Raw genomic sequence first — 20307 nt, 5'->3', positions numbered from 1 at the left:
GTCCGGCGGCGGGGGCGGGAGCTGCGGTGACCGGGAGGCCGGGCCCGGCATCGGTCACCTCGATCCGCAGCAGGTCGCCGCTGATCGACGCGGAGACCTGGAAGCCCTCGTCCGGCCGGCCGCCGGCGCCGTGCTCGACGGCGTTGGCGCAGGCCTCGCTGAGGGCGACGCCGAGGTCGTGGGCGACCTGCGGGTCGACGCCCGCCGTCGCCATCGCACCGAGCAGGATGCGCCGGGCCAGCGGAACGCTGGCCGGGTCGCGCTTGAGGTGCAGAGTCCACCAGATGTCCACGGGAGGTCCCTCCTGGCTGCGGCTCCACATACAACTAGGTATCTCCGGGCGATCCGGCGGTGAACCGTGCCTGAGGTCCGTCACCGCCCGTTCGGCGGATGGACTGGGGCCGCGGACTGTGCCGAGCGGCGCACACCGGGGTCCGCACGCCGGGGCCGAACGGGGCATTCGTGGGACTTTCCCACCCTGCCCGTGCCGCCCTCGTAGGCGATGAGAGGATGGGGCCCGCCATGACTGCCCTCGCCGCCGCCCCGCACCCGGGCGCCCCCGCACCGGACGCGCCGGTGGGGGCCGCCGCCTGGGACCTGCGGCTTGCGCGGGCGGTGCCGTTCGCCCTGGTCTGCACGCTGATAGCGGCCGCCGGGCACGCCCTGGCCGGCGGCGGGAACGTGGCCCCGGCCGCGCTCGCGACCGGCTTCGCGGCCGTCCTGGTGCTCGCGGTGGCCTTCGGCGGGCGGGAACGCTCGCTCGGCGCCATCGCCGGTGCGCTCGGCGCGGGCCAGCTCGGCCTGCACTGCCTCTTCCACGCCCTCGGCGGTCACGCCACCGCGGCGGCCGGTGCGATGGCCGGCATGCACCACGGCGGCGCCGGCGGCTCCGGGCCGCTGACCCTGCCGCAGGTGGCCGGCCGGCTGATCTGCAACGAGGCCCGGCCCGGCACGCTGGCCGGCCTGCCCGGCAACCCGACCGCCGAGCAGCTGGTCTCCAGCGCGGGCCTGGACCCGCAGGCGTACGCCGTCGCGCCCTGGTGGCAGGGCGGCGTGCTCGGCATGACGCCGTCGATGTTCGCGGGTCACCTGGCCGCCGCCCTGGTGGCCGGCTGGTGGCTGCGCCGGGGCGAGGCGGCGCTCTGGCGAGTGGTCCGGATCACCGCCACCGCCGCCCGGGACCACTGGGCGGCGCCGCTGCGGACGGCGTTCGCGCTGGCCGCCGTCCTGCTGCGCGGCCTGCTCGGCACGCCCGGCGGCCCGGCCCGCCGGTTCGGCGCGCGCGGCGGGGAGCACCCGCTGCCGGCCGGTGCCGCACTGCGGCACAGCGTGGTGCGGCGCGGTCCTCCGTTCGGGGCGCTCGCGTACTGACCCGCCGTCCCCGGTGCTCCCACACGCACCGGTCCCGGGTGTACGCCGCAGCCGGCCGCACCCGCACGCGCGTGGTCAGCGGCCTCCCCGACTCGTCCCCACGCCGCGCGGCCCCGTCCGTGCACGGACCACCGTGCCCGCCGGGCCTGCCGCCGAGCCTCCGAACGGAGACCCCGAAATCATGCGTTCCCTTCCCGCCCGTCGCATCGCCGCCGTCGCCCTCACCGCCGCCGCCTCCGTCGTGGCCCTGGCCGGCCCGGCCTTCGCGCACGTCACCGTGAACCCGGGCAGCGCCCCGCAGGGCGGCTACACCGCCGTCGACATCCGGGTGCCGAACGAGAACGACGCCGCCTCCACGGTGAAGCTGGAGCTCAGCCTCCCGCTGGACCACCCGCTGGCCTCCGTCCGGACCCTCCCGATGCCGGGCTGGACCGCGACCGTCGAGAAGTCCAAGCTCGACAAGCCGATCAAGGTGCACGGCAACGACGTCAACGAGGCCGTCTCCAAGATCACCTGGACCGCCGAGGCGGGCACCAAGATCGCCCCCGGCCAGTTCCAGGAGTTCCGCGTCTCGCTCGGCCCGCTGCCGACCGACACCGACAAGCTGACCTTCAAGGCGCTGCAGAGCTACGACAACGGCGACGTCGTCCGCTGGATCGACGAGGCCAAGGACGGCCAGCCGGAGCCGGCCAAGCCCGCGCCCGTGCTCGCCCTGACCAAGGCCACCTCCGCCGACGGCCACGGCGCCACCGCCTCCGCCGCCCCGGCCGCCGACGGCCACACCCACGACGACGGCGCCAAGGACGAGGCCGCCGGCTCGGACAAGGCCACCGACTCCACCGCCCGGGTGCTCGGCGTGGTCGGCATCGTGGTCGGCGTGATCGGCGCCGCGTTCGGCGTCCTCGGCCTGCGCCGCAAGAGCGGCGGCTCGGCCTCCTGACCCCTCACACCGGCGGGACCGCCCCGCGCCGCACCCCTGCCCGGGGCGGCCCCGCCGGTGCTCCACCCCGCACGATCGGACCTCCCATGCCCCGCACCCCCCGTACCGCCCGCCTGGCCGGCGCCGCCGCCGTCGCGCTCGCCGCCGCCCTCACCCTCACCGCCTGCGGCTCCGACGGCGGCGGCACCAGCCCCGCCAAGGTCACCCGGCAGAAGGCCGACTCGCCCTACGAGGGCACCGTGCTGGGCAAGAACTTCGAGAAGCCCGACCTCCAGCTGACCGACACCACCGGCCAGCCGTACGACCTCCGGCAGAAGACCAACGGCAAGGCCACCCTGCTCTTCTTCGGTTACACCAGCTGCCCGGACGTCTGCCCGACCACCATGGGCGACATCGGCGTGGCGATGAAGAAGCTCTCCGCCGAGGAGCGGCAGAAGGTCAACGTCGTCTTCGTCTCCACCGACCCGCAGCGCGACACCCCGCAGGTGCTGCGCACCTGGCTGGACTCGATGGGCAGCGACTTCACGGGCCTCACCGGGGACCTCGCCAAGGTGAAGACCGCCGCCAAGTCGCTCGGCATCATGATCGAGGACCCGGTGGTCAACGGCGACGGCACGGTCACCTCCACCCACGGCGCGCAGGTGCTGGCCTTCCTGCCCTCGGACGACAAGGCGCACGTCCTCTACCTCAGCGGCACCGAGGAGAAGACCTACGAGCACGACCTTCCGCTGCTCGCCAAGGGGGTCTCGGCGTGAGGGGCACCGGCGTCCCCAGCTTCCGGCGGACCGCGCTCGCGGGCGCGGTGCTGGCGACGGCACTGGGCGGCGGCGCCATCCTGGTCGCCTGCGGGGCGGGCGGCCAGGACGGCGCCGCCGACGGACCGGCCAGGCTGAGCGTCGCCGACTCCTACATCCCGCTGCCCCCGGCGGGCGGGATGGCGGCCGGCTACCTGACCGTGCGCAACGACGGCGGGCAGGACCAGCTGGTGAAGGTCTCCAGCCCGGCCGCCCAGTCGGTCACCATGCACCGCTCCACCGCCTCCACCATGGAGCAGGTCGAACGCCTGGACGTCCCCGCGCACGGCGCGTTGCAGCTCGCCCGCGGCGGCACCCACCTCATGATCATGGGGTGGCAGAAGACCCCCGCCCTCGGTGACGAGCTCGAACTCGACCTGACCTTCGCCAGGACCGGGACCATCTCGGTCAAGGTGCCGGTCAAGGAGCTCACCTACCGCCCCGGCCAGCAGTAAGGGACCCGCGAGATGCCGAAGGCCGCCTTTCCGCAGACCCTGCCGCCGGGCACCCCGCCGCCGCGGACCGCCGGAGACCGGACCGCCCGCCGCCGGATCGCCGCGCTGTTCGGCGTCCTCGGCGCCGTCCTCACGCTGATGCTCGCCGGCGCAGGACCGGCCTCCGCGCACGCCACCCTGCAGTCCACCGACCCGGCACAGAACTCGGTCGTCGCCGCCGCGCCGCAGACCGTCACGCTGACCTTCAGCGAGGCGGTGTCGCTCTCCGGCGACTCGGTGCGGGTGCTCGACCCGGCCGGACGGGCGGTCGACACCGGCAACCCGGCGCACGCCGACGGCCGGGACAACACCGCACGGGTCGGGCTCAACAGCGGGCTGGCGGGCGGCACCTACACGGTGGCCTGGCGGGCCGTCTCCGAGGACTCGCACCCGATCGGCGGCGCCTTCACCTTCTCCGTCGGAGCGCCCTCCGACACCTCCGTCTCCGCCACCGCACTGAGCGGCGCCGAGGCCGACAGCACGGTCGCCGCCCTCTACGGCACCGGCCGGACCGTCGCGTACGGGGCGTTCGCGCTGCTGGCCGGCGCGGCCGCCTTCGTGCTGATCTGCTGGCCCGCCGGAGCGGTGCAGCGCGCGGTGCAGCGACTGCTGATGTCCGGCTGGGTGGCGCTGCTGGTCTCCACCGTCGCGGTGCTGATGCTGCGCGGCCCCTACGAGCGCGGCTCCGGCCTCGGGCAGGCCTTCGACCTGTCGCTGGTGCGCGCCACGCTGGACGAGCGGATCGGCACCGCACTGGCCGCGCGGCTGCTGCTGCTCGCCGCGAGCGGGGTCTTCCTGTCGCTGCTGGTGGGCCAGCTCGGGCAGCCGCCGCGGACGGCCGGCCCTGCGGCCGGCCCCACGGCCGGGGGACCGGAGGAGGACGCCGAGGAGTCGGAGCTGCGCGAGCTGGAGCAGCGCGCCGCCGAGCGGCCGCAGCGCGAGGCCCGGCTGGGCCTCGGGGTGGCCGGACTGGTGCTGGCGGTCGCCCTCTCGGCGACCTGGGTCGGCGCCGACCACGCCTCGGTGGGCATCCAGGTCTGGCTGGCGCTGCCGTTCGGCATGCTGCACCTGATCGCGATGGCGCTCTGGCTCGGAGGCCTGGCCGCCATGCTGGTCGGCCTGCGGCACGGGATCGGCGCGGACGTCGCCGACCGCTTCTCCAAGGTCGCCTTCGGCGCGGTCGCGGTGCTGACCGTCACCGGGATCTACCAGTCCTGGCGTGGCCTGGGCAGCTGGGGCGCGCTGACCGGCACCGAGTACGGGCGGCTGCTGCTGGTGAAGACCGGCTGCGTGGTCGCGATGCTCGGCGTCGCCTGGATCTCCCGGTCCTGGCTGGCCCGGCTGCGGGCCGACCCGCAGGAGGCGGTGGCGGTCGCACCGGCCGAGGCGCCGGAGCCGGTCACCGTGGCCGCGCACTCCGACGACCCGGTCCGGCAGGCCCAGCTGGCCCGCCAGCAGGCCGCCCGGGAGAGCGCCGGACGCGACCGCGGGCTCACCCCGACCCGGGCCGGGCTGCGCCGCTCGGTGCTGGTCGAGGCGCTGGTCGCGGTGGCCGTGCTGGTGGTCACCACGATGCTCACCAACTCGCCGCCCGGCCGGGTGGCCGGCGAGGTCGCGGCCGGGGCACCCGCCGCCGGTGCCGGCCCGGCCGCCCCGGGCGTGCCCGCCCCGCAGACCGTGCCCGGCCAGACCCTGGAGCTGAAGCTCCCGTACGACACCAAGGGCCGGACGCCGAACGCCAAGGGCACCGCCACCGTCACCCTCAACCCGGCCCGGACCGGGCCCAACGAGGTGCACCTCAAGCTGGACGGCGCGGACGGGCAGCCGGTCGAGGTCCCCGAGGTGCAGCTCGCCTTCACCCTGCCGGACCGCGACCTCGGCCCGCTGCCGGTCACCCTGACCGCCGAGGGCACCGGCCGCTGGAGCGGCACCGCGCAGCTGCCGCTGGCCGGCAACTGGGTGGTGTCGGTGCAGGTCCGCTCCTCGGACATCGACCAGACCACCGAGATCAAGCCGCTGAAGATCGGGTGACCGCGATGGACAGCACCGAGAACACGCGGAGCGCGGAGAGTACGGAGAGCGCGGAGAGCGCCACGGCCGCCGGGCCCGCCGGCAGCAGGCCCGGCCGCGGCGTCACCCGGCGGGCCCTGCTGGGCACCGCCGGGGCCGGGCTGGTGGTCGGAGCGGGCGCCGGCGTGGCCGGTGCGGCCGCCCTGGACCGGTCCCCGGCGGGCGGGCCCGCCCCGGCCGGACCCGCCCTCGGCGCGGGCCGGCTGCCGTTCCACGGGGAACACCAGGCCGGCATCGTCGAACCGCAGCAGGCCCGGGTCCAGCTGGCCGCCTTCGACCTGGCCGGCGGGACCGGCCGGGACGGCCTGCGGGCACTGCTCCAGCGCTGGTCCCGGACGGCCGCCCGGCTGGCCGTCGGCGAGCCGGCCGACGAGTTCGAGAACCAGGTCGCGCTGGACGCCGGCCCCTGCTCGCTCACCCTCACCTTCGGCTTCGGCGCCACCCTGTTCGACAAGGCCGGGCTCGCCGACCAGCGCCCGGCCGCACTGGAACCGCTCCCCTCCTTCCCGGCGGACGCCCTCGACCCGGCCCGCGGCGACGGCGACCTGTTCGTCCAGATCTGCGCCGACGACGCGCTGGTCGCCGTGCACGCCCTGCGGGTGCTCCAGCGGCAGGCGGCCGGCACGGCGGCGTTGCGCTGGCAGTCGGCCGGCTTCGCCCGCACCCCCGGCGCCGCCACGCGGCAGATCACCGGGCGCAACCTGATGGGCCAGATCGACGGCACCAACAACCCCAAGCCGGCCGAGGACGACTTCGCCGCCAAGGTGTTCTGCGCCGCCGGGGGCGACCAGCCGGCCTGGCTCGCGGGCGGCTCGTACCTGGTGTTCCGGCGGATCCGGATGCTGCTGGACAACTGGGAGGCGCTGCCGCTGGACCGCCAGGAACGGGTGATCGGGCGGCGGAAGTCGGACGGCGCCCCGCTCTCAGCGGCCCCCGGCAGCAGCGAGTTCACCCCGGCCGACCTGGCCGCGCAGGACCCGGACGGCTCGCTGGCCATCCCGGCCGACGCGCACGTCCGGGTCGCCGCGCCGGCCGCCAACGGCGGGGCGGCGATGCTGCGGCGCGGGTTCTCGTACCACGACGGCCTGCTGGCCGACGGCTCGCCGGACGCCGGACTGCTCTTCCTCGCCTTCCAGGCCGACCCGCGCAGGGGCTTCACCCCGGTGCAGCGCAAGCTCTCCCGGGGCGACGGCCTCTCCCGCTTCCTGCGGCACGAGGCGAGCGGCCTGTACGCCGTCCCGCCCGGCGCCCCGCAGGGCGGCTACGTGGGGCAGACGCTGCTCGGCTAGCCCGGCCGGGGCGCCCACCGCACGGCCGGGGCGCCCCGCCCGGCCGCCGGTTGCCCACGGGCCGGAACTCCCCCGTGGGCAACCGGCGAAATGGTTAAGGTGACTTGCTCGGTATCCCTTTCGCATGGAGGCGCGGCATGTCGGCGACCCGCTACACCTACCTCGGCCCGGCGGGCACCTTCACCGAGGCGGCGCTGCGCACCCTGCCCGAGGCGGCGACCCGGGAGCTGGTCCCGCTGGCCTCGGTGCCGCTGGTGCTGGACGCGGTGCGCGGCGGCGAGGCCTCCGGCGGGTTCGTGCCGATCGAGAACTCCGTCGAGGGCGCCGTCACCGCGACCAACGACGAACTGGCCTCGGGCGCCGCGCTGATGATCTACCGCGAGGTGCTGCTGCCGATCTCCTTCGCGCTGCTGGTCCGGCCCGGGACGGAGCTGGCCGACATCAAGACCGTCACCAGCCACCCGGTGGCCCAGCCGCAGGTGCGCCGCTGGCTGGCGGCCAACCTGCCGGAGGCGCGGTGGGAGTCCTCGGCCTCCAACGCCGACGGCGCCCGGCTGGTCTCCGAGGGGCGGTTCGACGGCGCGTTCGCGGGCGAGTTCGCGGCGCCGATCTACGGCCTGGACCCGCTGGTCAAGGACATCGCCGACGCGGCCAACGCGACCACCCGGTTCGTCCTGGTCGGCCGGCCCGGGAGGGTCTCCTCACCGACCGGAGCGGACAAGACCTCGATGGTGGTCTGGCTGCCGGACGACCACCCGGGCGCGCTGCTGGAACTGCTCCAGGAGTTCGCGGTGCGCGGGGTCAACCTGATGCGGATCGAGTCCCGGCCCACCGGGGAGGGGCTCGGCAACTACTGCTTCCTCATCGACTGTGAGGGGCACCTCACCGACCGCCGGGTGAGCGAGGCGCTGATGGGCCTCAAGCGGACCTGCCCGCAGGTGCGTTTCCTCGGCTCCTATCCGCGGGCCGACCAGCAGGCCTCCGGGCACCAGCGGCCGGGGACCTCGGACACCGATTTCACCGAGGCGGCCGACTGGCTCTCCCGGTGCCTCGACGGCCGCGGCGACATTTGAGGGCCTGGCGACATCTGATCGCCGGCTTTTGTCCTCCTGACCTTTTCCGACCGTTTTCGACCCCACCCGGACGGCGGTACGGGTGACCGCACCGGGCGTCCGCCCGTCGTCCACAGGGGCCCGCACCGCCGGAACCGGCTGTCCACAGGACCGTCCACTGTCCACAGCCCCGAGTTATCCACAGGCCTGGGGACGAGTCGACAAACCGGTATAGCCACTACGCGTATCGGTCGGATCATCGGTTAGCGTCGCAGAGATGACCAATCGGACCAGAGTCACCCGTGTGCCAGCAAATCACCCGTCCGAGTGCTTCAATTTCCTCACCCAAGAAGGTCAAGTGAGGTTTGAAACCTCAATTCCTTAGTCGGGCGCATCGTCCCCCGGGGAGGCCCGGCCGTCCACAGCCCACCGGATCCTCCTGTGGATAACCTCACAGCGAGCCGTTCCTCACAGGGGTTATCCACAGGCTCCGGGGAGTTATCCCCAGGGGAAAACCCGTACCGGTGGAGGGGCCCCCGCCCGGTAGGCTTGGGCCCGTGATTGACCTTCGCCTGCTTCGTGAGGACCCTGACCGAGTGCGCGCCTCGCAGCGCGTCCGTGGCGAGGACGTCGACCTGGTCGACGCCCTCCTCTCCGCCGACGAGCGGCGCCGGTCCTCGGGCAGTCGCTTCGACGAACTGCGCAACGAGCAGAAGACGCTCGGCAAGCAGGTCGCCAAGGCCCAGGGCGAGGAGAAGACCGCCCTGCTCCAGCGCACCAAGGAACTGGCCGCCGAGGTCAAGGCCGCCGACGCCGAGCAGAGCGCGGCCAAGGACGAGGCCGAGCGCCTGCTCCGCTCGCTGGCGAACCTCATCGACCCGGCCGCCCCGGTCGGCGGCGAGGAGGACTTCGTCACGCTGGAGGAGATCGGCACCCCGCGCGACTTCGCCGCCGAGGGGTTCGAGCCCCGCGACCACGTCGAGCTGGGGCAGATCCTCGGCGCGATCGACACCGAGCGCGGCGCCAAGGTCGCCGGCGCACGGTCCTACTACCTGACCGGTGTCGGCGCGCTGCTGGAGCTCGCCCTGGTCAACATGGCGATCGCCCAGGCCACCGCGGCCGGCTTCACCCCGATGATCACCCCGGCCCTGGTCCGCCCGGCCGCCATGGACGGCACCGGCTTCCTCGGCCAGGCCGCCGAGAACGTGTACTTCCTCCCCGAGGAGGAGCGCTACCTCGTCGGCACCAGCGAGGTCCCGCTCGCGGCGTACCACATGGACGAGATCATCGACGCCGAGAAGCTGCCGCTGCGGTACGCCGGCTACTCGTCCTGCTTCCGCCGCGAGGCCGGCACCTACGGCAAGGACACCCGCGGCATCATCCGCGTCCACCAGTTCGAGAAGGTGGAGATGTTCGTCTTCACCTCGCCCGAGGACGCCGAGAACGAGCACCGCCGCCTGCTCCAGTGGGAGAAGGACTTCCTCAACGCCCTAGAGCTGCCCTACCGGGTGATCGACGTCGCCTCCGGCGACCTCGGCTCCTCGGCCGCGCGCAAGTTCGACATCGAGGCGTGGATCCCGACCCAGGGCAAGTACCGCGAGGTCACCTCGACCTCCAACACCACCGAGTACCAGTCCCGCCGGCTCTCCATCCGGATGCGCGAGGAGGGCAAGGTCCGCCCGCTGGCCACGCTGAACGGCACCCTGGTCGCCGTCCCGCGCACCATCGTCGCGATCCTGGAGAACCACCAGCAGGCCGACGGCTCGGTCGTCGTGCCGGAGGCGCTGCGGCCGTACCTCGGCGGGCGCTCCGTCCTCCCGCCGGTCAAGTAGCCGGCTGCCCCACCCGCACCACCGCCCGAAAGCAACTCCCGGGAGACGTTCGGCCCATGAGCAGCATCAGCCCCAGCCCCGTCTCCCCCGTCGACGGTGGCGGCCTGCCCTTCCGGCTGGTCGCCACCGACCTCGACGGCACGCTGCTCACCAGCGAGGAGACCGTCTCCGAGCGCACCCGGGCCGCGCTCGCCACGGCCACCGGTGCCGGGGCGCTGCACATCATCGTCACCGGCCGCTCCGCCGCCTGGGCCCGGCCGGTCTTCGACGAGATCGGCTACCAGGGGATAGCGGTCTGCGGCCAGGGCGCGCAGGTCTACGACGCGGGCGCGCACAAGCTGCTCACCTCGCTCACCCTGGATCGCCGGCTGGCCGCGCTGGCGATCGCCAAGATCGAGGCGGAGGCCGGCCCGCTGGCCGTCGCCGCCAACCAGGACGGCCTGGACGGCGAGGTGCTGGCCGGCCCCGGCTACGAGCTGCTGATCGGCTCCGACCTGCCGGTGACGCGGGTCGCCAAGGACGAGCTGTTCGCCTCCCCGCTCAGCAAGCTGTACATCCAGCACCGCGGTCTGACCGACGACGGCCTCGCCGAGGTCGCCCGCCGGGTGGCCGGCGACCTGGTCGGCGTCGTCATGGCGGGCGCCGGCATCGTCGAACTGCTGCCGCTCGGCCTCTCCAAGGCCACCGGGCTGGCCGTCGCCGCCCGCCGGCTGGGCGTGAAGGCCGCCGACACCATCGCCTTCGGTGACATGCCCAACGACGTGCCGATGTTCGGCTGGGCCGCGCACGGCGTCGCCATGGCCAACGCGCACGCGGAACTGCTGGCGGTCGCCGACGAGGTCACCGTCAGCAACGACGAGGACGGCGTCGCGGCCGTCCTGGAGCGGCTCTACCCGGCTCGGTGAGCGGCGGGGGAACGGGCGGGGTGGGGGTGGACCGGGTCGCGGGCCGTTCCGGCGGCACCCGGATGCTGACCGTCACAGAAAGAGTTTGTATGCTCCGCTGAAGCTCCGCGTCTCCCGGTGCGGTGCTCCTGTGCGGTGCTCCCGGCGGACCCGGGCCGTGCCCCCGGGACACGTACAGGATTGCTGCTTCCGCCGCTGAGAGGTACGCGCATGTCAGGCCAGTGGGACGAGAGCACGTCGGGGGCGGGCGGCCGGCGGCGTGCCGAGGGCGGCTCGCGGGGCGGCGGTTCGCCGCGTGGCACCGGCGCGCGCGGCGGCAGCACGCGTGGCAACGGCACGCGTGGCGCGGGCGCCCAGGGTGCCGGCACCCCGCGCGGCGTGCGCACCGAGCAGACGGCCGACGCGGGCGGACGCGTCCCGGCGCCCCGGCCCGGCGGCCGGGCCGAGGCCCGGCGGGCCGCCCAGGGCAAGGGCGGCGGCCGCGGCAGGTCCGACGGCGACGGACCCGCGGACGCCTCCGCGGCGGGCGGCCGGGCGGCCGCGCGCAACAGCCGCAAGCCGAAGCGGAACGTCAGGAAGATCGTCGCCTGGTCGGTGGCCGGCGTCCTCGTCGTGCTGGCCGGCACCGGCGGCGCGATCTACTACAAGCTCAACGGGAACATCAGGTCCTTCGACCCGGAGGCGGTCTCCACCGACCGCCCGCCGGAGGCGACCGCCGACGCCAACGGCAACAAGCCGGTCAACGTCCTGCTGATCGGCTCGGACTCGCGCGCCGGCAAGAACAGCGACCTCGGCGGCGGCGACGAGGGCGGCGCCCGCTCGGACACCACGATCCTGCTGCACGTCTACGCCGACCACAAGCACGCGGTGGGCATCTCCATCCCGCGCGACGCCCTGGTCACCATCCCGCGGTGCAAGCTGCCGAACGGGTCGTGGAGCAAGGAGGCGACGAACCAGATGTTCAACTCGGCCTTCTCGGTGGGCAACAGCGAGTCCGGGAACCCGGCCTGCACGCAGAACACCGTCGAGAAGCTCACCGGCATCCGCGTCGACCACACCATCGAGGTGAACTTCGAGGGCTTCGCGGCGATGACCGAGGCCGTCGACGGGGTCGACGTCTGCCTGCCGAACGACATCTACGAGGGGCACCTCAACCCCAACCTGGGCAAGAAGGGCAAGATCGTCCTGCCCAAGGGCAAGCAGAAGCTCTCCGGCCAGAAGGCGCTGGACTACGTCCGGCTCCGGCACGGCATCGGCGACGAGTCCGACGTCGGCCGGATGAAGCGCCAGCAGGCCTTCCTCGCCTCGCTGATGGCCAAGGTCAAGGGCGAGGGCCTCAGCCCCACCACGCTGCTGCCGCTGGCCGACGCGGCCACCAAGTCGATGACCGTCGACCCCGGGCTGGACTCGGCCAAGAAGCTGATGGACTTCGCGCTGTCGATGAAGAGCATCGACCTGCACGACGTCAAGTTCCTCACCGCGCCGTGGCGTTACAACGGTCCCCGGATCGACCTCGTCCACCCCGCGGTCGACAACCTCTGGAAGACCCTGCTGGCCGACCGCACCATCGACGGCCAGGACGCCACCGGCAAGCAGGACGACGCGCCCCAGACGCCGACCGCCGCGCCCGAGACCACCCCGGCCGCGCCGCCCCCGCCGGCCGCCGTGGACACCCCGGTCAAGGTCGCGGTCTTCAACGGCACCACCGCCACCGGCCTGGCCGCCAAGGCCGCCGAGACGCTCAAGGCGGCCAAGGTCACCGTGACCGGCGTCTCGACCGCCAAGAACACCAACAAGGCGGCCACCACGGTCGAGTACGGCAGCGGGCAGAAGGCCAACGCGGAGAAGGTCGCGGCGCTGTTCCCGGGCGCCACCCTGGTTCCCACCTCGGCGGCCGGGATCAGCCTCGTCCTCGGCAAGGACTTCGCCGCCGCCAACGCCGCCGCGGCCCCCGCCGCAGCGGCCCCGAGCGTCCCGGCGCCGCTGCCCACCGAGGTGGTCAACGAGGCCCGCTCGGCCGACGACGACATCTGCAGCAACGTCTCGTACGGATAGCCGTCGCCGGCCCGCCCGGAGCGTCCCCGGGACGCCCGGAGCGGGCCGGGGCCGTGAGCGGGCCGGCGACCGGGCGGTCAGAGCGCCGCGCGGATCCAGCCGTCGACCAGGCCGGTGAGGTCCTGGTCGGCCTGGCCGTGCTCGACCACGTGGGTGCGGATGACGTCGCCGCCCCCGTGCCCGAACAGGCCGCCGCGCTTGTCCGCCTCCAGCACCACCTCGACCCTGTGCGGAGTGGTGACGAAGCTGACCTCCAGCGAGTTGCAGGAGTGCGCGTACTGCGGCGCCGAGGAGAACTCGATCTCCTGGTAGAAGGGCAGCGTCTGCCCGGTGCCCCGGATGTGGCCGGCCTCCAGGTCCGCGGAGCGGAACCCGAAGCCGAGCTGGAGCAGGGTGTCCAGGATCCGGCGCTGCACCGGCAGCGGCTCGACCTCCAGCGGGTCGGAGTCGCCCTTGTCGAGCGCGCCCGCGATGTCCACCTCGGTCCGCACGCCGAGCTGCATCCCGTGCAGGCGCTGCCCGGCGACGGTGGTCACCGGCGTCTCCCACGGCACCTGGACGGCGAACGGGATCGACCGGTTCTCCCCGGGCGCCAGCACCAGCGGGGCCGTCACCGAGAACTTCGCGAACGGGTACAGCCCGGTGCTCTCGCCCTCCTCGTGCTCGATCTCCACCCGTGCGACCAGTGTCAGCGTGATCCCGCGGATGTCCGCCTCGACCGTCCCGCCGGTCAGCTCGACCGTCCCGTACAGGGTGCCGCCGGGCTGCACCACCGGCGTGGTCAGAACGGTGTCGACGCCGGGGCCGCCGACACCGAGGGCTCCGAGCAGCTTCTTGAACACCATGCGGGCGATCTCCTCGTCTAGGGATGGACCGAAGTCGTCGGGTGCAACGCCAGGGCGGCCCGGACGGTTCCCGGGCAGGTCACGTGGCAGTTGTAGGATGACCGGGCAATCAGTTGTAGGATGACCGACGACCAGACCCGAGGGGAGCTCCGCCATGACCGCACCCGGCCACAGCCAGGACACGTTGCAGGCCGCCGGACGGCGCTCGCTGGTGGACACCGCCATCGACCAGCTGCGCGAGCAGCTCGCGGCGGGGGCCTGGCCGGTCGGCTCGCGGATCCCGACCGAGCACGAGCTGGCCGAGCGGTTGCAGGTCGGGCGGAACACGGTGCGCGAGGCGATCCGGGTGCTGGTGCACGCCGGCATGCTGGTCTCCCGGCAGGGCGAGGGCACCTTCGTCCGCAGCACCAGCGACCCCGCCGCCGTCCTGCGGGGCGTGCAGCGCTCCGGTGTGCGGGACGTGCTGGAGGTCCGCGCGGCGCTGGAGGCGGAGGCCGCCCGGCTGGCCGCGCTGCGGCACACGCCCGAGGACGTCGTCCGGATGCGGGCCGCGCTGGCCCGCGAGGCCGAGGTGATCGCGGCGCACCCCGAGCGGACCGGCCGCGAGGCGACCGTCGAGCACGACCTGGAGTTCCACACCGCCGTCGTCGAGGCCGCGCACAACCCGGCGCTGACCGAGGTGTACCGCTACTTCGGCGCCTCGGTGCGCGAGTCGATGCGGACGGCCTTCGGCGACCACGAGATGCCCGAGGTGGTCGTGGCCACCCACGCGGCGCTGGTGGACGCGATCGAGAGCGGCGACCCGGACCACGCCGAACGCGCGTGTCGCGCGCTGCTCGCCGAGCCGATCGCGGCCGTCGAGCAGCTCCTCGCGGCCATCGCGGCCCGGAAGTGAGCGGCACCCGCCGCTTCCGCCGTCCGCCCCCGGTTCCACGTTTCACGAAAGAGCAGCACGCCCCATGGCAGTCACCCGTGCCCAGCAGCCGGTTGTCACCACCTCCCCGCTCCCCGTCCGCAGCCGGCTGGCCCACCCCGCGCTGCTGCTGACCGGCATCCTGCTGGTCGCCCTCAACATGCGCGCCTGCCTCGCGGCGATCTCCCCGATGGTCGGCGAGATCCAGCGCACCTTCGGCCTCTCCGCCACCGCGAGCGGGCTGATCACCACCGTGCCGGTGCTCTTCCAGGGCGCCGGTGCCCCGCTCACCCCCCGGCTGACCAGGCGGTTCGGCACCGAGCGCGTGGTGCTGGGCGCGGTGCTGGTGCTCGGCGCGGGCGTGCTGCTGCGGGTGCTGCCCTCGGTGGCCGCCCTGTACGCGGGGTGCGTGGTGATCGGCGTGGCGATCGCGGTCCTGAACGTCTCGATGCCGGGCCTGGTCAAGCGCGAGTTCCCGGGCCGGGCGGCGGCCATGACCGGCGTCTACTCGACCACCATGCTGGTCGGCGCGACGCTGGCGGCCGGGACCTCGGTGCCGTTGGAGCACGTCCTCGGCGGCGGCTGGCAGGCCTCGCTGGGTGCCTGGTCGCTGCTGGCGCTGGTCGCCGCCGTGGCCTGGCTGCCGCAGGTGCTGCGCGCGCGCCAGGAGAAGGCGGCGGTCGCGGCGCCGGTCCGGCCCGCCGCGACCAGGCCGATCGAGGGGATCTGGCGCACGCCGCTGGCCTGGCAGATCAGCCTCTTCATGGGCATCTCGTCGCTGCTGGTCTACACCCTGGTGGCGTGGATGCCGACCATCCTGGCCGACCACGGGATGGACCGCGGCGAGGCCGGCCTGGTCTTCGCGTTCTCCAACCTGGTCCAGGTGACGGGCGCCTTCCTGGTGCCGCTGATGGCCGGCCGGATGACCAGCCAGCGCACGCTGGCCGTGGTGATGGCCGCGCTGAACGCGCTCGGCATCGCCGTCCTGCTGGTCTCGCCGGTGCCCGGCGCATGGGTGGCGGCCACCATCCTGGGCGTCGCCCAGGGCGGTTCGCTGGGCCTCGGTCTCGCCTTCATCGTGCTGCGGACCGACAGCGCCGCCGGCGCCGCCCAGCTGGGCGGCATGTCGCAGGCGGTCGGCTACCTGGTGGCGGCGGCCGGCCCGGTCGGCGCCGGGGCGCTGCACCAGCTGACCGGCGGCTGGACCACCCCGCTGGCGCTGATGCTCGTGCTGGCCGCCGTCGTCGGCGTGGCCGGCTGGGGCGCCGGACGCAACCGGACGCTCTGAGGCGTCCGGCCGCGGCCCGGGCGCGGGGGCGGAAGAGCCGCCGCAGAAGACCCGTCGCGGCGGACCGGCCGCGACGGGCCCCGGTTACTCCTCGGCGGCCAGGGTGAGCCCGGCCAGCTTCACCGAGGCCAGCACCGCCGCCCCCACCGTGAGCACCAGCAGCAGCGGCACCGCCACGCCGAGCCCGACGTCGGCGGTGATCGCGCCGTCCCCGGCCACCGCCTCGGCCACCGACAGCCCCCACTGCTGGATGCTCAGCGTCCTGGCGCCCTCGACGAAGTTGCCGATCAGGGACTCCCAGACCAGCGCGTACGCCAGCCCGGCCACCACCGCGTGCCGGGTGACCACGCCGAGCAGCAGGAACAGCGCGCTGTACGCGGCCCCGGCCACCAGGGTGGCGACGGTGTAGCCGAGTGCCAGCCCGTCCTCGGTGCCGTACAGCAGCAGGCCGGCCAGGAGCGTCGGGACCGCCGCGAAGACCCAGGTGGTGCCGACGGCGACCGCCAGCTTGGTGGTGATGATCTTCCAGCGGGGCAGCGGCTTGGCGAGCAGGTAGACGATCGAGCCGTCGTCGATCTCGGTGGCGATGGCACCGGTGCCGACGACCAGGCCGAGGATCGGCAGCAGCGTGCCGAGGCCCAGCTGGCCGAGGATCCTGACGGTCAGGTCGTGCTTGTCCCCGCTGGAGCCGCTGGCGATCGCCGAGACGAGCAGCAGCAGGGCGGGGACCACCAGCAGCAGGATGCCGCGGCGGCGGCCCAGCAGGCCGCGCAGCGTCAGCCTGGCGACGGTCGGGTTCATGGTGTGGTCGGCCTTCCTGGGTCCGGGTGGGTGCGACGCGTCCGTGGGCGCTAGGCGGAGACGAGGTAGGAGAAGACGCTCTCCAGCGACTCGTCCGCCGGTGCGACGGTGTACAGCCGGACGCCGGCCTGCTGGGCGACCTTCGGCAGCAGGGTGGTGAAGCCCTGGAAGTTGACCGCCTGGATGCGCAGCGCCTTCTCCTGCTGGTCCAGCTCGATGCCGGCCGTCGACGCGTCGGCGATCAGCGCCGCCGCGAGCCGGCGGTCGTCGCTGGAGCGGACCAGGTAGCGGTGCGGGCGGTCGGTCATCAGCCGGCGGATCTTCCGGAAGTCGCCGGAGGCCGCGTGCCGGCCGGCCACCACGACCTCGATGTGCCGGGCCAGCTGCTCGACCTCCTCCAGGATGTGCGAGGAGAAGAGCACCGTCCGGCCGTCGGCGCCGAAGCGGCGCAGCAGCTCCATCAGCTGGAGCCGCTGGCGCGGGTCCATGCCGTTGAACGGCTCGTCGAGCAGCAGCACGGCCGGGTCGTGGACCAGCGCGGACGCCATCTTGACGCGCTGCTTCATGCCCTTGGAGTAGGTGCCGGTCTTCCGGTCCTGGGCGTACTCCATCTCGACCAGGGCCAGGGCCCGCCGCGCGGCGGCGCCCGGGTCGGCGAGCCCGTGCAGTTCGGCGTTGGCCAGGACGAACTCCCAGCCGGTCAGGTAGTCGTACATGGACTCGCGCTCGGGGACCAGCCCGATCTGCCGGTACACCTGCTGGTTGCGCCAGATCGGCGCACCGTCCAGGGTGACCGCCCCCGTGGAGGGGGCGAGGAAGCCGCTCATCATGTGGATGAGCGTGGACTTCCCCGCGCCGTTCGGGCCGAGCAGACCGGTGATGCCGGGACCGATCGCCATGCTGACGTCGTTGACGGCGACCACGTTGCCGAACCAACGCGAGACCTTGTCGATGGTGATGGTGGCCATGGCGCCCTCTCAAATCCTGCGGTTGTCAGATGCGGCGGTAGCGGCGCAGCAGCAGCGCGTACGAGCCGGCCACCATCGCGACGGCGACGGCGGTGAAGACGGCCACGCCGAGGGCGCCGGGCGCGTGCATCCGCTCGGGGCCGCTGCCGAGGTCGAACAGCTGGTTGGTCAGGCTCTCCACCAGAGCGCCGGGCGAGAGCAGCACGATCCACTGGGCGGAGTCCGGCACGGCGGAGGAGACGCCCCGGCTGATGCCCACGACGATCCCGACCACCGCGGTGGAGACCGCCAGGTAGCCCATGATCGCGGCCACCCCGAAGCCCCGGCGCGGCGTGGCCGCGGCGATCACCACGGCCACCGAGGTCGGCACCAGGGCGTACAGCACCGCGGCGACCAGGCCGTAGACGAGGTGCGCGCTCTCGTGCCCGAAGTCCAGCCCGCCGAGCAGCGCGCCCACGTACAGCACCAGCAGCGGGGCCGCCATCAGCAGCAGCTGGGCGGTGGCCATCGCGGCGAACTTGGCCCGGACGTAGTCGGCCCGGGTGATCGGGCGGGAGAAGTAGAGCGGGACGGTGTGGTGGCGCAGGTCCCGGGAGAGCAGGACGGGCGCCTGCGAGGCGAGGAAGATCGAGACGACCAGCCCGACCACGCTCAGGTACTGCGGGTAGTCGACGGGCAGGTCCTCGCGCTTCGTGGCGAGGGTGATCGCCACGACGATCGCGGCGGGCGCGACGACCGCGCCGAGCACCAGCATCGGCAGCACCTTGGACTTGCCGGAGCGCCCGAGCCCGTACGCGGCGCGCAGGCTCTGGGTGAACAGCGAGCGGGTGGCGTACGCGCGGCCCAGCCGGGGGCCCGTGTAGCCGCGGTAGCCGATGTCGTGGATGACGCCGGAGTCGGCCGGCCTGGTCTCAGGAGGCAGCGACATCTGCGGTACCTCCCTGCGGTGCGCCGGTGGCGGTGTCGGTGTCGGTGAACAGTTCGGCGACCCGGTGACGGCGCTGCTCCAGCCGGACCAGCCCCAGGCCGAGGTCCGCGACGGCGTCGCGGATGGCGTCGTACGTCCCGTCGCCCGCGAGCCGGACCAGCAGGACCCGCGGGCCGTCCGTCTCCGCCGAGAGCCCGGCGGCGGTCAGCCGGTCGCGCACGGCGGCGCTCGCGTCGGCGTGGTCGTCCGGGAGGTCGGTCACCTCGACGACGAGGGTCGCCGTCGCACCGGTGAAGGAGGCGGTGGACGAGGACCGCAGCAGCTTGCCGCCGTCGATCACCACCAGGTGGTCGCAGGTCCGCTCCAGCTCGCCGAGCAGGTGGGTGGTGACCAGCACCGAGATGCCGAAGTCGGTGTGGACCCGCCGGATCAGCGCCAGCATGTCGTCCCGGCCGACCGGGTCCAGCCCGTTGGTGGGCTCGTCCAGCAGCACCAGCTTCGGGTCGTGCACCAGCGCCTGGGCCAGCTTCACGCGCTGCTTCATGCCCGTGGAGTACCCGCCCATCGGCCGGTACCGCTCCTCGTAGAGCCCGACGTGCCGCAGCGTGTCGGCCGTCCGTTCCCGGGCGGCCGCCGCCGGCAGTCCGGCCATCCGGGCCATGTGCACCACGAACTCGGTCGCCGAGACGTCCGGCGGCAGGCAGTCGTGCTCCGGCATGTAGCCGACGCGTTCGCGGATCTGCGACCCCTGGGTGGCGATGTCCAGCCCGAGGACCTGCCCCGTACCCGAGGTCGCCGGGGCCAGCCCGAGCAGGATCTTGATGAGTGTGGACTTGCCCGCCCCGTTCGCCCCCACCAGGCCGACCACCCCGGGCTCCACCTGAACGGTGAGCTGGTCGAGGGCGGTGACCCGGGGGAACCTCTTGGTGAGGCCGTCCGTCTTGATGACAGTGGACACGGGGCCCACCGTAGTGGGCCCGCGCGGTGCGGGTCGTGAGCTGGAATGACGAGCCTTCCTGCTGCTGCGGTATGACGTCCTCCCACCTGTCCCCTAGGGGTCGGCAGAGCGGATCTCCGCTTGTACTCTTGTCGGACTCTGACGGGGGACGCTCGGGCCCAGGTGCCCGACGGGACGGAAGTGAGCACATGACCGACCGCGCGACCGAGTTCGACCGGATGATGAACCCCTGGGCGTACGGCTCCGACGGCAACCTGACGGCGAAGGCGCAGCAGCAGGAGACCGCGCGCACGCGGCTCAACTCCTCGAACGCCCCGGGCGACGGCGGCGGCACCGTCGACGTCGACCCGGCCGCGCTGGACGCCGCCGCCGGCGCGTCCGACCAGATCCACGGCCGCCTGAACGGCGACGGCCGGGCCGCCGACGACGAGACCACCAAGGTGTCCACCTCGCTGGCCAACTGGAGCACCGGCAAGGCCGCCGCACAGACCGCGTCCACCTGGGACCAGCAGATCGCCGCGCTCAACACCACGATCGGCGAACTCACCCAGGCACTGCGGCAGACCGCCACGAACTACCGGACCAACGACACCGCGGTCAAGCACGACCTGGGCGCCTGAGGGGGACTGACAGATGGTCGACTTCCACGAACTGAGCACCGCCAAGCTGGACGTCCTCGGCGAGGCCGCCACCGCCTGGGAGGACGTGGTCAAGAAGCTCCAGGAGATGGACCGGGACTGGGACGGCTCGGTGGTCGCCAAGGTCAACTCGGCCAACTGGAGCGGCCCCTCGGCCGACCAGGCC

General features: G+C 73.8%; 19 protein-coding genes. 13 read left to right on the top strand and 6 right to left on the bottom strand.

Features of this window, described 5'->3' with window-relative positions; genetic code table 11:
- The coding region (locus tag ACFC1F_RS36100) for an ATP-binding protein (RefSeq protein ID WP_376164902.1) at nucleotides 1-292 on the bottom strand (292 nt) is incomplete at its 3' end.
- Nucleotides 293-522: 230 nt separating this feature from the next.
- On the opposite strand from ACFC1F_RS36100, the gene ACFC1F_RS36095 reads away from it, so the two are divergent.
- The 10 genes from ACFC1F_RS36095 (at nucleotide 523) to ACFC1F_RS36050 (ending at nucleotide 12802) form a co-directional block, all read left to right on the top strand.
- Nucleotides 523-1371, top strand: coding sequence for a hypothetical protein (locus ACFC1F_RS36095; protein WP_376164900.1), 849 nt, complete (start codon nucleotides 523-525; stop codon nucleotides 1369-1371).
- Between the two features lie 181 nt (nucleotides 1372-1552).
- Complete coding sequence (locus tag ACFC1F_RS36090) at nucleotides 1553-2311, top strand: YcnI family protein (RefSeq protein WP_376164898.1); 759 nt, start codon at nucleotides 1553-1555, stop codon at nucleotides 2309-2311.
- Nucleotides 2312-2397: 86 nt separating this feature from the next.
- On the top strand, nucleotides 2398-3066 hold the full coding sequence (locus ACFC1F_RS36085) for an SCO family protein (RefSeq protein ID WP_209417612.1): 669 nt from the start codon (nucleotides 2398-2400) through the stop codon (nucleotides 3064-3066).
- Nucleotides 3063-3560 (top strand): copper chaperone PCu(A)C, encoded by a 498-nt coding sequence (locus ACFC1F_RS36080; RefSeq protein WP_376164895.1) that lies wholly within the window; start codon nucleotides 3063-3065, stop codon nucleotides 3558-3560. Before ACFC1F_RS36085 ends, ACFC1F_RS36080 begins: the two co-directional genes overlap by 4 nt.
- Nucleotides 3561-3572: 12 nt before the next feature.
- The gene (locus tag ACFC1F_RS36075; RefSeq protein ID WP_376164893.1) at nucleotides 3573-5630 is read left to right on the top strand and encodes a FixH family protein; all 2058 of its coding nucleotides are present in this window, start codon (nucleotides 3573-3575) and stop codon (nucleotides 5628-5630) included.
- A 5-nt stretch (nucleotides 5631-5635) separates the two neighbouring features.
- Nucleotides 5636-6958 carry an iron uptake transporter deferrochelatase/peroxidase subunit gene (gene efeB, locus ACFC1F_RS36070; RefSeq protein ID WP_376164891.1) on the top strand — a complete coding sequence of 441 codons (1323 nt, stop codon included), beginning with the start codon at nucleotides 5636-5638 and terminating at the stop codon, nucleotides 6956-6958.
- A gap of 137 nt (nucleotides 6959-7095) precedes the next feature.
- On the top strand, nucleotides 7096-8031 hold the full coding sequence (gene pheA / locus ACFC1F_RS36065) for a prephenate dehydratase (RefSeq protein WP_209417608.1): 936 nt from the start codon (nucleotides 7096-7098) through the stop codon (nucleotides 8029-8031).
- Between the two features lie 536 nt (nucleotides 8032-8567).
- A complete protein-coding gene (serS, locus tag ACFC1F_RS36060) occupies nucleotides 8568-9842 on the top strand; it encodes a serine--tRNA ligase (RefSeq protein WP_209417607.1) in 1275 nt (424 codons plus the stop codon).
- Between the two features lie 56 nt (nucleotides 9843-9898).
- Nucleotides 9899-10747 (top strand): HAD family hydrolase, encoded by an 849-nt coding sequence (locus tag ACFC1F_RS36055; protein ID WP_209417606.1) that lies wholly within the window; start codon nucleotides 9899-9901, stop codon nucleotides 10745-10747.
- 210 nt (nucleotides 10748-10957) lie between these two features.
- Nucleotides 10958-12802 (top strand): LCP family protein, encoded by a 1845-nt coding sequence (locus tag ACFC1F_RS36050; protein WP_376164887.1) that lies wholly within the window; start codon nucleotides 10958-10960, stop codon nucleotides 12800-12802.
- A gap of 77 nt (nucleotides 12803-12879) precedes the next feature.
- On the opposite strand, the gene ACFC1F_RS36045 is transcribed toward ACFC1F_RS36050, so the two are convergent.
- A complete protein-coding gene (locus tag ACFC1F_RS36045; protein WP_209417601.1) occupies nucleotides 12880-13647 on the bottom strand; it encodes a sporulation protein in 768 nt (255 codons plus the stop codon).
- A 154-nt stretch (nucleotides 13648-13801) separates the two neighbouring features.
- On the opposite strand from ACFC1F_RS36045, the gene ACFC1F_RS36040 reads away from it, so the two are divergent.
- Together ACFC1F_RS36040 and ACFC1F_RS36035 are read left to right on the top strand one after the other, a co-directional pair.
- Entirely contained in the window at nucleotides 13802-14542 is a 741-nt protein-coding gene (locus ACFC1F_RS36040; protein ID WP_209417600.1) for a FadR/GntR family transcriptional regulator, read from the top strand.
- Nucleotides 14543-14606: 64 nt separating this feature from the next.
- Nucleotides 14607-15848, top strand: a complete 1242-nt coding sequence (locus tag ACFC1F_RS36035) for a CynX/NimT family MFS transporter (RefSeq protein WP_376164885.1) — start codon at nucleotides 14607-14609, stop codon at nucleotides 15846-15848.
- Nucleotides 15849-15932: 84 nt separating this feature from the next.
- On the opposite strand, the gene ACFC1F_RS36030 is transcribed toward ACFC1F_RS36035, so the two are convergent.
- Genes ACFC1F_RS36030 through ACFC1F_RS36015 form a run of 4 tightly spaced genes read right to left on the bottom strand, consistent with a single transcriptional unit; the run spans nucleotide 15933 to nucleotide 19503 of the window.
- Nucleotides 15933-16649 (bottom strand): ABC transporter permease, encoded by a 717-nt coding sequence (locus ACFC1F_RS36030; RefSeq protein ID WP_209417598.1) that lies wholly within the window; start codon nucleotides 16647-16649, stop codon nucleotides 15933-15935.
- Between the two features lie 50 nt (nucleotides 16650-16699).
- Entirely contained in the window at nucleotides 16700-17617 is a 918-nt protein-coding gene (locus tag ACFC1F_RS36025; RefSeq protein WP_148643665.1) for an ABC transporter ATP-binding protein, read from the bottom strand.
- 25 nt (nucleotides 17618-17642) lie between these two features.
- Complete coding sequence (locus ACFC1F_RS36020) at nucleotides 17643-18545, bottom strand: ABC transporter permease (RefSeq protein WP_376164882.1); 903 nt, start codon at nucleotides 18543-18545, stop codon at nucleotides 17643-17645.
- Nucleotides 18529-19503 carry an ABC transporter ATP-binding protein gene (locus tag ACFC1F_RS36015; protein ID WP_209417596.1) on the bottom strand — a complete coding sequence of 325 codons (975 nt, stop codon included), beginning with the start codon at nucleotides 19501-19503 and terminating at the stop codon, nucleotides 18529-18531. The genes ACFC1F_RS36020 and ACFC1F_RS36015 overlap by 17 nt, the downstream gene beginning before the upstream one ends.
- 188 nt (nucleotides 19504-19691) lie before the next feature.
- Between ACFC1F_RS36015 and ACFC1F_RS36010 the strand changes: the two genes are divergently transcribed.
- Nucleotides 19692-20123 carry a WXG100 family type VII secretion target gene (locus ACFC1F_RS36010; RefSeq protein WP_209417595.1) on the top strand — a complete coding sequence of 144 codons (432 nt, stop codon included), beginning with the start codon at nucleotides 19692-19694 and terminating at the stop codon, nucleotides 20121-20123.
- The last annotated feature ends 184 nt before the right edge of the window (nucleotides 20124-20307 follow it).

This window comes from Kitasatospora sp. NPDC056181 (assembly GCF_042266225.1).
Classification (GTDB): Bacteria; Actinomycetota; Actinomycetes; order Streptomycetales; family Streptomycetaceae; genus Kitasatospora.
This window is presented reverse-complemented; position numbering and strand designations above follow the sequence as displayed.

Excerpts from the sequence above, each read along its gene's own strand:
- ACFC1F_RS36095 (WP_376164900.1), top strand. The coding sequence starts at position 523 with ATGACTGCCCTCGCCGCCGCCCCGCACCCGGGCGCCCCCGCACCGGAC.
- ACFC1F_RS36090 (WP_376164898.1), top strand. The coding sequence starts at position 1,553 with ATGCGTTCCCTTCCCGCCCGTCGCATCGCCGCCGTCGCCCTCACCGCC.
- ACFC1F_RS36085 (WP_209417612.1), top strand. The coding sequence starts at position 2,398 with ATGCCCCGCACCCCCCGTACCGCCCGCCTGGCCGGCGCCGCCGCCGTC.
- ACFC1F_RS36075 (WP_376164893.1), top strand. The coding sequence starts at position 3,573 with ATGCCGAAGGCCGCCTTTCCGCAGACCCTGCCGCCGGGCACCCCGCCG.
- efeB (WP_376164891.1), top strand. The coding sequence starts at position 5,636 with ATGGACAGCACCGAGAACACGCGGAGCGCGGAGAGTACGGAGAGCGCG.
- pheA (WP_209417608.1), top strand. The coding sequence starts at position 7,096 with ATGTCGGCGACCCGCTACACCTACCTCGGCCCGGCGGGCACCTTCACC.
- ACFC1F_RS36055 (WP_209417606.1), top strand. The coding sequence starts at position 9,899 with ATGAGCAGCATCAGCCCCAGCCCCGTCTCCCCCGTCGACGGTGGCGGC.
- ACFC1F_RS36050 (WP_376164887.1), top strand. The coding sequence starts at position 10,958 with ATGTCAGGCCAGTGGGACGAGAGCACGTCGGGGGCGGGCGGCCGGCGG.
- ACFC1F_RS36045 (WP_209417601.1), bottom strand. The coding sequence starts at position 13,647 with ATGGTGTTCAAGAAGCTGCTCGGAGCCCTCGGTGTCGGCGGCCCCGGC.
- ACFC1F_RS36040 (WP_209417600.1), top strand. The coding sequence starts at position 13,802 with ATGACCGCACCCGGCCACAGCCAGGACACGTTGCAGGCCGCCGGACGG.
- ACFC1F_RS36035 (WP_376164885.1), top strand. The coding sequence starts at position 14,607 with ATGGCAGTCACCCGTGCCCAGCAGCCGGTTGTCACCACCTCCCCGCTC.
- ACFC1F_RS36030 (WP_209417598.1), bottom strand. The coding sequence starts at position 16,649 with ATGAACCCGACCGTCGCCAGGCTGACGCTGCGCGGCCTGCTGGGCCGC.
- ACFC1F_RS36025 (WP_148643665.1), bottom strand. The coding sequence starts at position 17,617 with ATGGCCACCATCACCATCGACAAGGTCTCGCGTTGGTTCGGCAACGTG.
- ACFC1F_RS36020 (WP_376164882.1), bottom strand. The coding sequence starts at position 18,545 with ATGTCGCTGCCTCCTGAGACCAGGCCGGCCGACTCCGGCGTCATCCAC.
- ACFC1F_RS36010 (WP_209417595.1), top strand. The coding sequence starts at position 19,692 with ATGACCGACCGCGCGACCGAGTTCGACCGGATGATGAACCCCTGGGCG.